This is a genomic window from Vibrio sp. (assembly GCF_047973365.1).
Taxonomy (GTDB): domain Bacteria; phylum Pseudomonadota; class Gammaproteobacteria; order Enterobacterales; family Vibrionaceae; genus Vibrio.
In genome coordinates this window covers 1-13,240 of the sequence record NZ_JBKEBW010000168.1, presented here as the reverse complement: position 1 = coordinate 13,240, position 13,240 = coordinate 1, and the positions used below count along the sequence as shown (strand labels likewise).

Below are 13,240 nucleotides of genomic sequence, written 5' to 3'. Positions count from 1 at the left end.
TTCGCTTTACTCAAAACAGAGATGTATCACGGTCAAAGCATCACTGATGCTGATGAACTGATTGCAAATATCGAAGAATATATAGAGTATTACAATACAAAACGGATTAAGGTGAAATTTAAAGGCCTCACACCGATAGAATATCGAAATCAGGCCATGCAAGCAGCTTAACAGAAATGTCAAAATTTATGGGGTCACTTCACTCCGCGAGGGAAGGCATATTTGACTCACAGAAAGTCAGATTAACTGCCTATTTTGGCTGTGGTATGCATTCCCACGGGGGACCGCGGGAACGAGAATTATGTCTTTTTGAGCTTAACTGACAGACATTACCCACGGGCGTAGGCTAAAGGCAAATTTGAGCGTATTAAGGCAAGAGATGTGTTCTACATCGAGGCGATCAGTTTTTGCAACTTGTTACGCAGAGCCTCAAGGTGAATTCGTTCTGCTCCCGGCTCATGATGATGCTCTAGGATGTAATCGAGTGAGTTCAGTACGGTGCGCCAGCGAGGCGTTTTTGGCAGTGTTTCTACTCGCAAATATTTATCGAGTGTGCGGGTTTGCAAAGTGCTTCTATCAAGATAAACCCGCCATAAGCCGCTTTGTTCAGCGAAAGTGAATTTGCTTTGGCCGGGAGCTTTGTCCCAATAGTTGAGCGCACAGGTCATGGCATCGACAAGCACTGCTCGCATTAGCTCTTGCTTTGATTGGTTGTCGCCTTCCGCTTTATCTGCAATACGGGTAAATTCACCGCCGAGCTCTTTTAGTTGTTGCAATCTCTCTTTATCACCACTGAATGCGTAGCTCGATAAAGCATCCACTGCGGTTTCGAGATTATGTATCCTTTGGGCACTTTGAGCACCGCCAACATTTAAAATATAAATCGCCTGCATTCCCGAACCTTTAGGGAGCCTGAGAATATCTGCGGGTAAGTGAAGTCGTGAATCAGCGACAAAAATATCGATTTCTCCACAATAGTGTTGCTGACTAATGTTGAGATGTTTATGAGAAAACAGCTCTTCAGCATTAGATCGCTTTAGTTGCTCCTGAGTGCGTTTAAATAGTCGGGAAGCGGCTTGGTTTGCAAACAGAATCTTGTTGTTATCGTTTAGACACACAATGGCTTCCGGTGCAGATTCAAGCTGTTCTAATAACCGCTCTTGTGTCTCTAATAAATCGGCTTCCACGATATTTCTCTGCTTTATTTCGTCTTGCAGTTCAAGGTTTTCCAATCTTCTTTGTTCTGCCTGACTCGCTGCCATATGAGCGTGAATTCTCGCTGCCAGTTCCTTTTTATTGAAAGGTTTCGACAAGTAGTCATTCGCGCCAGCCGCAAAGCCACGCAAACGATCTTCGCTTTGATTTAAAGCGGTCAGCATGATGATAGGGAGATCGGTCAGGCTGTATGTTTCTCTTAGTTTTTCACAAACTTGATAGCCGCTCATACCGGGCATCATGATATCGAGCAGTAATAACTCGGGTTTCTCCTTTTCAACCGCGTTGAGCACTTCATGACCGTCTGCGACGGTACGAACACGGTAACCTTCTAAGCGCAAGAAGCTATCAAGAATACGGAGGTTTACAGGCTCATCGTCAGCGACCAATAATAATGGACCATCGTGGTTTTCCGGTAAACTGTTGCTATCTGGCAGTTCAACTTCACCAATATCTGGAGCCTGGAAATGAGTCTGTTCCATCAGTTTGGCTTGTTCTATCTCTGTTATTGAAGCGTTTGGCAAGGTGAAGCTAAAAGTGGTGCCAACCAGTGGCTGACTACTTACATATAGGCTGCCATGCATCAGTTCAATTAGCTGACGGCTAATGGACAACCCTAGCCCGGAACCCTGTCGGTAGCGATTCGAGTCTACAGCCCCTTGGATTAAAGGTTCAAAGATATGTTCCAATTGTTCGGCAGAAATACCTTGCCCGGTATCGACCACTTGTACCCGAATTTGATCATCGATTTGTGAGGCTGAAATCACGATCTTCCCTTCGGAAGTATATTTGATCGCGTTGCCGATAAGGTTATACAACACCTGTTCTAAGCGTTGTGGATCGGCAGATACCCAGAACTGATTGTCTGATATCTGGTTGATGATCCTGATAGGTTTTTTGCCTAGCAGATGATTAGATAATTCTAGAACCAGTCGCGTAGAACTTGAAAGATCAACCGCATTGCACTGAATATCCAAGTCACCGTAACGCATCTTGTGATAATCGAGTAAGTTATCAACCAGACGCGCCAAGCGCTGACCGCTGGTGGCAATAATATCTAATTGGTATTTATGATCCGAAGTTATCGGACCGTTTGCACCAGAAATCAGTGCCTCTGCGATACCAATCATGCCATGTAATGGTGTTCTTAATTCGTGAGAGGTGGTTGCTAAAAATTCGTCTTTGAGTTTGTTGGCGAGTTGCAACTCATCGTTTTGTTTACGAATAATCTGAATATTTTTTTCCAACTCACTGTTTTGCGATTTGATGAGCTGGATTTTTTCCCGAATAGAGCGCTGCATGCGCTCAAAACTGACAGCAAGGCGGCCAATCTCATCTTTGCGTTCGGTGTTAATCATACTTTCATCAAGATCGCCCGCGGAGGCTCGCTCCGCAGCCCAAGTGAGCCTCAAAAGCGGGGCGGTAATGAAATTTGAAAGCATATGGGAGGCAATGACCACCAATACGATGGCGGTGAGCATGGCAAAAATGAACAACTTTTCTAGCTGGTTAACACGCGCAAAGGCCTCTTTTTCAGGCAGCTCAACCACAATAGCCCAATCCGTGTCTTTAAGATTGATCGGTGAGTAAGCGGCAATGTTTTTTTCACCCTGGGTATCGGTGTAAGTACCCACATCGCTCTTGCCTGATAGTGCCAAATTTATCACTTCACTGCTTCTGTCGATATCATCTTGCAGATATGAAAGAGTACGAGAGCGATGATCTTGTCCCACGATCAAGGTGCGCATCGTTGAGTTACTGCTATCGGCGATAAGTTTGCTAATGCCTTTATTAGGCAAACGGAACATGGCATAACTGTGCAAATAGCCTTGCTGGACTATGGGAGCACCAAACCAAGCGTATTGCTGACCATTTTCTTCGATGAAGTCTGAAAGAATAACAGGCGTATAATCTTCGTTGGTTTTTCTGTGTTCAGAAACGGTCTTTTCTAACAATTGAAAGGTGTGGCCGAGGTTGGCGTCCTTGAACTTTCCAGAAAACAGGTTAGTGCCATACTCTTCATTCTTGTTGATGGAATAAGTGACGTTGCCGTTTAAATCGACGAGTAAAATGTCATCAAAATCAGAGCGTTTAAGCAGTTCCATATACGCCGAGTGGTAACGTTTATGCAAAAGCCGATAGCGCTCACTGCCAACATAACTACTAGACTGAGGAAGAACTGAGGTTTTCACCTGATCGCCCGATCCCACAATATACCGCTGTTGCGCATTCTTTCGCGCCTGTTCGATATCTTCACCTAAGCGAGTAAATGCGTTAACTAAGCCGTAAAACCTTCCTCCACTGGCATACGCCAGTTCTGAGCGAACAAAACCCATGACCTCTGACTCTTTGGCGTTGAGGTAGTCGATCACTTGTTGCTGTTTGGTCTCGCGAACAGACAGTAGGTGAGATGTGCTTTGTTCTTGAAGATCAGCAATATGAGATTGCAGAAAGAAGATAGCTGTGACGGTCAGAGGCGTAATGCTGAGTACCAGAAAGGCCAGCATTAAAGTGTTTTGTAAGCGCTTAAACTTTTGTCTGCGATAGAACCTGAACATATCATACCATTTTGGAAAACTTGCTGATCAGTGAATGAGTGTCGATAAGCAAACCCTCCGAGCCATGGATGGCTCGGCGGAGCCCCATGGAAGGGTTTATGCGTGTTTGTGTTCGACGCTCATTCGCTGTGCCACCGATGCTCAATCTGATCATATTTTTACCTAGGATGGTATCAAAGGGATTTCTTTCAATGAAACTTGCAGATAAACCTGCAAGTTATGTGATCGACAAAAAAACAGTTACACAGACGTTAACAAGTTTTTTTTCTTTGACAAGTAAGTGCCACTTAAATCGTGGTCTTCGGCGCATTTTTAGTGAATTTGCAACTAAGTATTAGGACTTTTTTGCGTAATAAATAGCGAATTTGCTGGTCTTATTTAGCGTCTCACAATTACCTAGTGATTGCTCAATAATGGGCGGGTATTTCAGGAAGCTGTTGGCGACAACAAATAGTTCACCTTCTGAGGCTAAATAGTGAGCGGCTTGTGCTAATAGCGTTTCAGTCGCATTGTAGCTAGTATCTAAACCGGCATGGAAAGGTGGGTTAGTGACGATGAAATTGTAGTCTGTCGCGGTATCAGAATAGATGTCTGAGGCAAATACTCGCCCTGAAAGCTGGTTTGCTTTTAGCGTTTCTTCGCTTGAGCGAACAGCTAGTGCGCTGATGTCACACATTTCTAGCGCTATATCGCTATTGAGTCTTGCCATTACACAGCCAAGTACACCTGCACCACAACCGAAATCAAGAACTTTACCCTTTAAATTCGGCAAGGTATCTAAAAGTAATCGGCTGCCCAGGTCAAATTCACCATGGCTAAAGACACCCGGCAAGCTGCGAATCGTGAGTTCATGTTGTTGATATTGAACGGTATAAGATTTAAACCACTCTTCAATTTGGAAAGCTTTTGCTTGTTCTAAGCATTGTCCCCAATAGAATGAGCAGCGACGGGCAGAATCAAATTTTGTAATTTTGCCGTAGCTTGCGAACATTTTTTCAATGCTTTGTACCCCAGAGCGATTTTCTCCGACCACCACGATTTCGGTATTTACCCCAAGTTTCGCCATCAACATAGCAAGCAGATATTCCGCTTCCATTTTTGCTTTAGGCCAGTACAGCAGCACCATATCTGCATCAATGTCTTGTTCGAGTTCAGCCCCAAAATGGACGTTAATCGTTGATTTTGCTTCAAGTTGGCGATAGTAACCATAATTAGTGGTGAACACAGAAACAGAAAGGCAGTGTTGAGCAAGTTCTACAGGAAACAGATCTTCTGCTTCTCCTGCTACGAGTACTTTTTTGTTTTCAAAGTACGCTAGTTGACGCAGGGCAATCTGGCTTGGAGTAATGTAATTAGACATTTAGAGCCTGTTATATTTGGGGTTCAATGAAGCTAGGTTCAATGTGACGTGATTCAATGTTGGAGCCGATTCTCGCATAGTCGGCTCCAAGCATGAAGTATTTTAACTGTTGTCTTGATTGTCTAAGAAATTGTGGAACTCTTCTTCGTAAATATTAAACAACACAATCGCAATCGCGAAAATCAGAGGCCCGTAGATAAGGCCAATCAAACCAAACAGTTGGATACCGCCCAACAGTGAGAAGAAGATCATTAAGGTGTTCATCCCCGCACTCCCTTGCATCAGTAATGGTCGGAGTAGGTTATCAATCGAACCTACAACGGCTACGCTCCAAACAGCAAGGAAAATTGCCCATGTTGTGTCACCGGTGAGGAATAAATAGGTCGCGGTTGGGATCCAGATCAGCGCGGTACCGACAACGGGAATGAAAGAGGCAAAACCCATCATAGTTCCCCAGAACAATCCCGGAAAGCCTGCTAACCACATACCAATACCGCCAGCGATGCCTTGTGCGATGGCGGTTAGGAACGATCCCATCACAGCCGATTTAGACACGCTTTCAATTTCATCTAACAAGCGATCTTCCTGACTGCGGGATAAAGGCAGTATGTGACGAATAGTCGCGATGATTTTTTCTCTGTCTCTTAGCAGGAAGAACAGGACAAATAACATCAAAAAGAAGCTCATGATGAAACTGGTTGCATCACCTAATATCTTGGCGCTGATACCGACCAGATTGGAACCAAAGCTAGTTGCAAACTGCGCAATTTTCTGTGCGATCTGTTGCGGATTAATTTCGTCGAAAGGCAGATACTGATTCGCTAGCGCCAAACCTTTCACTACGAGTGGGTGGTCGAACAGAGTTTGAATGCCACCATGGGTAACCCATTGATAAACGTTTTGCGAAAATTTTGAACCCTGCTGAACGATCGCCGCAAATACAAAAAGCAGCGGAATGACAATAATAAACGTCAGAATGATGCAAGAGAGCAGGGACGAGATGTTGTGATGTGTTGGCATCATTTTGTCCAGTTTTTCATGCAGTGGTAACATGAGCATGGAAATAATAAATGCCATCACAATCGAATTGATATAGGGTTCCACTAATAAGTAACAAGCGAAACCTGCAACTAGCAGGGCAATGACAAGAACCCAGTGGCTGGATGATATTTTGATTTTTTCTGACACTTTTGGTTGTCCTTAGAATCAAATAAGTCTGTCTATAATGGCTGCAATTCAGTCAGTTAGCAATGCAGAGGATAGTATGGGATGTTGCAGTAATGAGAAAGAATGTGGCTGTGAAACAAAAAAAACCGTGCGCGGTAAAGTTTCACTGATTGGCATTGTGTTGGTGGTTTTAGCGGCATTAGTGATGATCAACTGGCAATAAAAGGCTACCAGTTGATCATCAATGATGCGCCTTATTCGGCTTCAGCCGCGATAATGGCTAAACACTGATCCGCAGCTTCTAGAGTGGCTTCGATTTCTCTTGAACCGTGAGCCAGAGAAGTAAAACTTGCTTCAAATGCAGATGGCGCAAGGTAAACACCTTTGTCTAACATCAGGTGGAAGAAACGTTTAAAGCGTTCCACATCGCACTTAGTTACATCTTCGTAGCAAGTCACGCTTTCTTGTTCAGTGAAGAAGAAACCAAACATACCACCTGCTTGGTTTACCACCATTGGCACACCGTGTTTGTCTGCCAGGTATTTAAAGCCGTCTGCTAATTGTTTGGTTTTAGCTGCCAGACGTTTCTCGTTACCTTCTTCTTTCAATAGCGTCAGACATGCTAAACCTGCCGCCATCGCTACAGGGTTACCCGATAACGTTCCTGCTTGGTATACCGGACCTGTTGGAGCAATAAATTGCATCACATCTTTACGACCACCAAAAGCACCCACAGGCATGCCACCACCAATCACTTTACCGAGTGTGGTTAAGTCTGGTTTGATGTTGTAGTGAGCTTGAGCGCCACCAAGTGCGACACGGAAGCCGGTCATTACTTCATCAAAAATCAGCAGTGCGCCTTCTTGGTCACAAATTTCACGCAGACCTTGGTGGAAGCCTTCAACCGGCGGGATACAGTTCATGTTACCCGCGACCGGTTCAACGATGATACACGCAATTTCACCTTTGTTTGCTGCAAACAATTCACGCACCGATTCAAGGTCATTGAAGCGAGCGGTTAATGTGTATTTGGCAAAATCAGCCGGAACGCCTGGAGAGCTTGGCTGACCTAACGTCAGAGCGCCAGAGCCTGCTTTAACCAGCAAACTGTCTGCATGGCCATGGTAACAACCTTCGAACTTGAGGATTTTGTCACGGCCAGTAAAACCACGAGCAAGACGAATCGCGCTCATGGTTGCTTCTGTGCCTGAACTCACCATGCGCAGTTGTTCCATTGAAGGAACCAACTCTGAGACTAACTCAGCCATGGTAATTTCGATTTCGGTCGGAGCGCCGAAACTCAAACCACGGTTAGCCGCATTGATCACCGCTTCACGGATAGCTGCGTGGTTATGACCAAGAATCATAGGCCCCCATGAACCTACGTAATCAATGTATGCTTTACCATCAGCATCAAAGATAAATGCGCCGTCTGCACGCTCAATAAAAATAGGAGAGCCACCAACGCCGTTAAATGCACGAACTGGAGAGTTAACGCCGCCAGGAATTTTTGCTTGAGCTTTGTTATAGAGATCAGCTGATTTGGTCATGGATAGTTCCTCTTTATTATGTCTCGGACCAAGTTGCTGTGCATTGTACGCTTGTGAGTGCAGAGGTGAAACGTTTTAACTAAATTTCTGACTCTTCTCACTGCGTTGTTACCCTGATTCGGCAAAAATAACCTTCATCTTATTTGATGATATCGAACTTAGTATCGGTGAATACTTGAACGTATAGGTCAGGTATTAGATAATCGTCGCATTATCAAAAAAGAGTCATGTTCATCAGATTGATATCGTGAATACTATCTGGTGTGCATTTATGTGACTAAGAGAGAGCATTGTGAGTGAAGTAAATGTACCGTTATCCTTTTCGGATGCAGCAGCAACACGCGTGAGAGCGTTGATTGCTGAAGAAGAAAACCCAGCACTAAAACTGCGTGTGTATATTACAGGTGGTGGTTGTAGTGGCTTCCAATACGGATTCACATTTGACGAGAATGTCAATGATGGAGACACCACAATTGAAAACAGTGGTGTAACCCTAGTGGTTGACCCTATGAGCCTGCAATATTTGATTGGCGGAGTCGTTGATTATACAGAAGGACTGGAAGGTTCTCGCTTTTTTGTCAACAATCCCAACGCAACAACCACATGTGGTTGCGGTGCATCGTTTAGTGTTTAACTTTTAGTAGTTTTTAACTAATGATGCAGAGTGAATTAGCCTGATAAGACGGTGAAAAGTCACCTATAACGTGAAATTATGGCTGATTCACTCTCCCTGTATATTGAGTCGTTGTGCAGGGAGATAATTATAAAGGATTGTCCATGTCTTATTTCTCATTGAGAAGTTTACTTGGGGGCGGCTATTTTTCACAAAGGCCCTGGCTCGTTTCTTTAATACTAATCATACTGTTAACCCTCTGGCTGAGTCTTGGTTCTTTAAACGCACAACAGCAAGCCCCAGCAAAATCTTCAGATACCATTCCACTTGCTAAAGTGATGTATCAAACCTTTGTTGCCCAACCTACCGAAAAGAAAATCGATCGTTATGGCCGTACAGCGCCTGATAAACAAGTACGCTTATCTGCGGAAATCGCAGGCAAGATCTTACTCACTAAAATCGACAAAGGTGACAAAGTCTCTAAAGGGCAAGTCATTGCGCTTATTGATCAAGGTGATTTGCAAGCTCAGCTTGATAGAGCAAAAGCTGTGTTGTCAGTGAAGCGTCAAGAGTTCAAAGCAGCAGAGTCGCTTAAAAATCGTGGATTGCAAGGGGAAATCGCTTATACAAATGCTGTTGCAGAACTTACCGATGCCAAATCCAGTGTGAAAACGGTCGAAATGCACCTAGCGCACACTTCAATTGTTGCACCTTTCGATGGTGTCGTTGAAGATTTGTTTATTGAACAAGGTGATTTTGTTGGTGTTGGCGATCCGGTCGCAACCTTGATTGATCTGAATAAATTGGTGATAGAAGCGAATGTCAGTGAGCGCCACATTCAGAGTATTACCAAAGGTCAGCCTGCCTCTATTCACTTTATTCAAGGTTGGCAAATTAAGGGAACGGTTCGATATTTATCTCAGCTATCTTCACCTGCAACCAATACCTTTGCTATTGAAGTGGAAGTGCCAAATCCAAATCAACTTATCCCTGCGGGGGGTAAGTGCTCAAGTTGAATTGAACTTAGAAACACAAATGGCGGTGAAAATCACGCCTGCTATGCTTGCCCTTGATGATCAGGGCAACTTAGGTGTGAAAACGTTAGTTGCAGATAAGGTTCACTTTGTTCCCATACAATTAGTAAAAGCAGAACAAGACGGTGTTTGGTTAACCGGATTGGGTGACGAAGTCGACATCATTACACGCGGGCAAGGTTTTGTGCGTGATGGTGATAAGGTCGCCTCTGTTGAACAGACATCTAAGTTAGAAATCAGTGAGCCTTAGGAGGCGACATGTTTGCGTTAATTGACGCGGCACTGTCGCGTACCCGAACTATGCTGGTGTTGTTGGTTTTTATACTGATAGCCGGTGTACTCACTTATGTCACGATTCCTAAAGAATCGAGCCCTGACATAACTATTCCTATTATCTACGTTTCCGTTTCACACCAAGGTATTTCTCCGGGTGATGCCGAACGTTTGATTGCCCGTCCTTTAGAGCAGGAACTACGCTCAATTGAAGGCATTAAAGAGATGACCTCCAACGCTGCAGAAGGGTATGCCTCTGTCGTGCTCGAGTTTAATGTTGGTGTTGATCTTGATAAGGCGATGGCAGATGTCCGCGATGCGGTTGATTTAGCCAAGCCCAAATTGCCGGCAGACAGTGATGAACCCACAGTCAATGAAGTTACCTTGGCAAATGCCCAGCCTGTTCTTTCTGTGGTGTTATATGGCACAGTCCCTGAACGTGGCATTGTACAAATCGCTCGTCTATTGAGAGACAAACTGGAAAGTTTTCGACAAGTGCTTGAAGTTGATATCGCGGGAGATAGAGAAGACATCGTAGAGATCATTGTCGATCCACTGCTGATGGAAAGTTATGGACTCGATCAGGGCGATATTTACAACCTGATCGCGTTGAATAACCGTGTTGTTGCTGCTGGTTTTGTTGATACTGGCTATGGCCGTTTCTCGGTTAAAGTGCCATCGGTATTTGATTCAATAAAAGATGTTCTAGAGCTACCAATCAAAGTTGATGGCAAACAAGTCATCACGTTTGGTGACATTGCAACAGTAAGACGAGCGTTTAGAGACCCGAGCTCGTTCGCGAGATTAGATGGAAAACCGGCGATTGTTCTGGATGTGAAAAAGCGCGCTGGAGAGAACATCATTGAAACGGTTGAACTGGTAAAAACCGTGATTCAAGAAGCGCAGAAGCGAGAAGATTGGCCACCAAACCTATTAGTAAAATACACATGGGATAAATCTCAGGACGTTGAGATGATGCTCAATGATCTGCAAAACAATGTGTTATCAGCCATTATTCTTGTGGTTATTGTGATCATTGCGGTGTTGGGAGTGAGAACGGCGCTATTGGTCGGCGTGTCTATTCCCGGATCTTTCCTGATCGGTCTGCTGTCTCTTTCGGTATTTGGCTTGACGGTAAACATTATCGTGCTATTCGCACTTATTATGGCAGTCGGCATGCTGGTGGATGGCGCTATCGTGGTGACCGAGTTTGCTGACCGGAGAATGTTAGAAGGCATGCCGAGAGGGGAAGCCTATCGCGATGCGGCGAAACGTATGGCATGGCCGATTACCGCTTCTACCGCCACCACGCTTGCCGCTTTTGCTCCTTTACTGTTTTGGCCGGATGTGACAGGGGAATTTATGCGCTATCTTCCTCTGACTTTGATTGCTACTCTGACTGCTTCCTTAATCATGGCGATGTTGTTTGTGCCCGTATTAGGAAGCTTGATGGGGCGCCCACAAAACGTCACATCTGAAGCCAGAGCCAACATGCTGGCTCTCCATGATGGCGATTTTGCCAAAGCAACCGGCATCACCAAACTTTATTATCAGACGCTTTCTATTGCTTTACACCATCCGTTAAAAATTCTGATTAGCGCGATAATGATGTCTGTTGCCATTGCGTTTGCTTATGTTAAAGCAGGTAATGGCGTGGAATTTTTCCCTGAAGTCGATCCGCCGTATTTCAACGTGAAAGTGCGGTCTTATGGTGATCTGTCTATCAGTGAGAAAGACAGCATCATGCGTGAAATCGAACAAGTGATGCTTGGGCATGATGAGTTTGAAAGCGTCTATACCCGAACAGGGGGCGATGACGTGATTGGTCAGATCCAGGTCAAACCGGTGGACTGGCAATATCGCCGTAAAGTGATGGCTATCATTGATGAGTTGAAGCAAACAACAGATAAGTTCTCTGGTGTGGAAATCGAATATAAGTTCCCGGATGCAGGTCCACCCGTCGACCACGACGTGGTTATCGAGCTTTCTGGTAATAATGCCCAAGAATTGGAGCTGGCAGCTAAGACGGTACGGCATTGGGCGGACAGTAATGCCGCTTTTACCAATATCAGTGATACATCGTCAAAACCCGGTATTGACTGGCGAATTGATATTCGTCGTGACGATGCTTCGCGTTTTGCTGCCGATGCAACGCTGGTGGGCAATACGGTTCAGTTTGTCACTAATGGTCTGAAAATCGGTGACTACTTGCCCGATGACGCCAATGAAGAAGTGGATATTCTGGTGCGTTATCCTGAAGACAAACGCGATATTGGGCGTTTTGATCAACTGAGAGTGAAAACCCCCGCGGGTTTAGTGCCTATCACCAATTTTGCCGAAATTAAGCCTGATCATAAGCAAGATACCATCAAGCGTGTCGATGGCCGTCGAATTATCAATGTGATGGCTGATTTAAATGAAGGTTATAACCTCGCACTTGAGCTACCAAAAATTGAACAAACTCTGGCTGAATTAGGTCTTCCTGCCAGCGTCGCATTCAGAATGCGAGGGCAGAATGAAGAACAGGAACATTCTGCTGCGTTCCTGGAAAAGGCATTTTTCGTTGCATTAGTTGCTATGGCGCTGATTCTGGTGACTCAGTTTAACAGCTTCTATCAAGCTTTCTTGATCTTGAGTGCCGTATTGTTCTCAACGGTTGGTGTGTTCGCCGGCTTGTTGATTTTCCAAAAGCCGTTTGGTGTGATTATGTCTGGTATTGGTGTTATCTCTCTCGCGGGAATCGTGGTAAACAACAACATTGTGTTAATCGATACCTATAATCAGTTGGTTAAACGCGGTATGGACAAGCAAGAGGCCATTCTTCGCACCGGTGTTCAACGTTTACGTCCGGTAATGCTGACGACAATAACCACCATTTTAGGTTTGTTGCCGATGGTGCTTGAAATGAACATTGATCTGATTAAGCAAAAGATTGAGTTTGGTGCTCCAAGTACTCAGTGGTGGTCTCAACTGGCAACAGCTGTAGCGGGTGGACTTGCGTTTGCAACGGTTTTAACTCTTGTTCTTACTCCGTGTTTACTAATGCTGGGGCGAAATAAACACAAAGATATGTGATTTAATAGTGATTAAAATGAAAAAGAGCGGAGTATTCACTCCGCCCTTAGACTGATGACAAACCTTATATCGTCATTCCAGAATTTCGGAACGAAATATCTGGAATCTAATAACAACGTGTGCTGTAAGTAGATTCCAGCCTTCGCTCAATGCTGATCGTTTAAAGAAAATATAACTACTTGAACGATCTTGCAGTTCAAGCAAACTAACTCTTCGTAACTGAGGAGTTAGTATGTTTGCCAATGAATTAGATGACCTTTCTACTTGCTATCCACTGAACACTGAATATCTTGAAGTCCTTAATGCACAATTGCCTATTGAATGGGTGAACGACGCGTTAAACCTAACAACACATGCAACGGTTCGTCGCCGTAAAATCTTACCTCAAGATGTGT

Annotated in this window: 8 protein-coding genes and 1 pseudogene; 5 read left to right on the top strand and 4 right to left on the bottom strand. The window is 44.5% G+C overall.

What is annotated here, in order from left to right; all coding sequences use genetic code 11:
* Nucleotides 1-171: IS3 family transposase (locus ACK5MF_RS19100; RefSeq protein ID WP_416924098.1), on the top strand; the 171-nt coding region annotated here is incomplete at its 5' end.
* Nucleotides 172-386: 215 nt separating this feature from the next.
* On the opposite strand, the gene ACK5MF_RS19095 is transcribed toward ACK5MF_RS19100, so the two are convergent.
* The 3 genes from ACK5MF_RS19095 to ACK5MF_RS19085 form a co-directional block, all read right to left on the bottom strand.
* A complete protein-coding gene (locus ACK5MF_RS19095; RefSeq protein WP_416924097.1) occupies nt 387-3,773 on the bottom strand; it encodes a response regulator in 3,387 nt (1,128 codons plus the stop codon).
* A 334-nt stretch (nt 3,774-4,107) separates the two neighbouring features.
* Nucleotides 4,108-5,133, bottom strand: coding sequence for a 16S rRNA (guanine(1207)-N(2))-methyltransferase RsmC (rsmC, locus tag ACK5MF_RS19090; RefSeq protein WP_416924096.1), 1,026 nt, complete (start codon nt 5,131-5,133; stop codon nt 4,108-4,110).
* Between the two features lie 102 nt (nt 5,134-5,235).
* Nucleotides 5,236-6,321, bottom strand: a complete 1,086-nt coding sequence (locus tag ACK5MF_RS19085) for an AI-2E family transporter (protein ID WP_416924095.1) — start codon at nt 6,319-6,321, stop codon at nt 5,236-5,238.
* Between the two features lie 37 nt (nt 6,322-6,358).
* Between ACK5MF_RS19085 and ACK5MF_RS19080 the strand changes: the two genes are divergently transcribed.
* A complete protein-coding gene (locus tag ACK5MF_RS19080; RefSeq protein ID WP_416924094.1) occupies nt 6,359-6,523 on the top strand; it encodes a hypothetical protein in 165 nt (54 codons plus the stop codon).
* A 31-nt stretch (nt 6,524-6,554) separates the two neighbouring features.
* Here the strand turns inward: ACK5MF_RS19080 and hemL are convergent, their stop codons facing one another.
* Nucleotides 6,555-7,850 (bottom strand): glutamate-1-semialdehyde 2,1-aminomutase, encoded by a 1,296-nt coding sequence (gene hemL, locus ACK5MF_RS19075; RefSeq protein ID WP_416924093.1) that lies wholly within the window; start codon nt 7,848-7,850, stop codon nt 6,555-6,557.
* Nucleotides 7,851-8,142: 292 nt separating this feature from the next.
* On the opposite strand from hemL, the gene erpA reads away from it, so the two are divergent.
* From erpA to ACK5MF_RS19060, 3 genes and pseudogenes are all read left to right on the top strand, one after another.
* On the top strand, nt 8,143-8,484 hold the full coding sequence (gene erpA / locus ACK5MF_RS19070) for an iron-sulfur cluster insertion protein ErpA (RefSeq protein ID WP_165310352.1): 342 nt from the start codon (nt 8,143-8,145) through the stop codon (nt 8,482-8,484).
* 143 nt (nt 8,485-8,627) lie between these two features.
* Nucleotides 8,628-9,747 (top strand): annotated as a pseudogene (locus tag ACK5MF_RS19065) (efflux RND transporter periplasmic adaptor subunit).
* Between the two features lie 8 nt (nt 9,748-9,755).
* Entirely contained in the window at nt 9,756-12,845 is a 3,090-nt protein-coding gene (locus ACK5MF_RS19060; protein WP_416924092.1) for an efflux RND transporter permease subunit, read from the top strand.
* Nucleotides 12,846-13,240: the final 395 nt, after the last annotated feature.

What these genes read in the sequence shown, in the direction of transcription:
- hemL (WP_416924093.1), bottom strand. Translation starts at nt 7,850, where the DNA reads ATGACCAAATCAGCTGATCTCTATAACAAAGCTCAAGCAAAAATTCCT.
- ACK5MF_RS19080 (WP_416924094.1), top strand. Translation starts at nt 6,359, where the DNA reads ATGGCTGCAATTCAGTCAGTTAGCAATGCAGAGGATAGTATGGGATGT.
- ACK5MF_RS19095 (WP_416924097.1), bottom strand. Translation starts at nt 3,773, where the DNA reads ATGTTCAGGTTCTATCGCAGACAAAAGTTTAAGCGCTTACAAAACACT.
- ACK5MF_RS19060 (WP_416924092.1), top strand. Translation starts at nt 9,756, where the DNA reads ATGTTTGCGTTAATTGACGCGGCACTGTCGCGTACCCGAACTATGCTG.
- rsmC (WP_416924096.1), bottom strand. Translation starts at nt 5,133, where the DNA reads ATGTCTAATTACATTACTCCAAGCCAGATTGCCCTGCGTCAACTAGCG.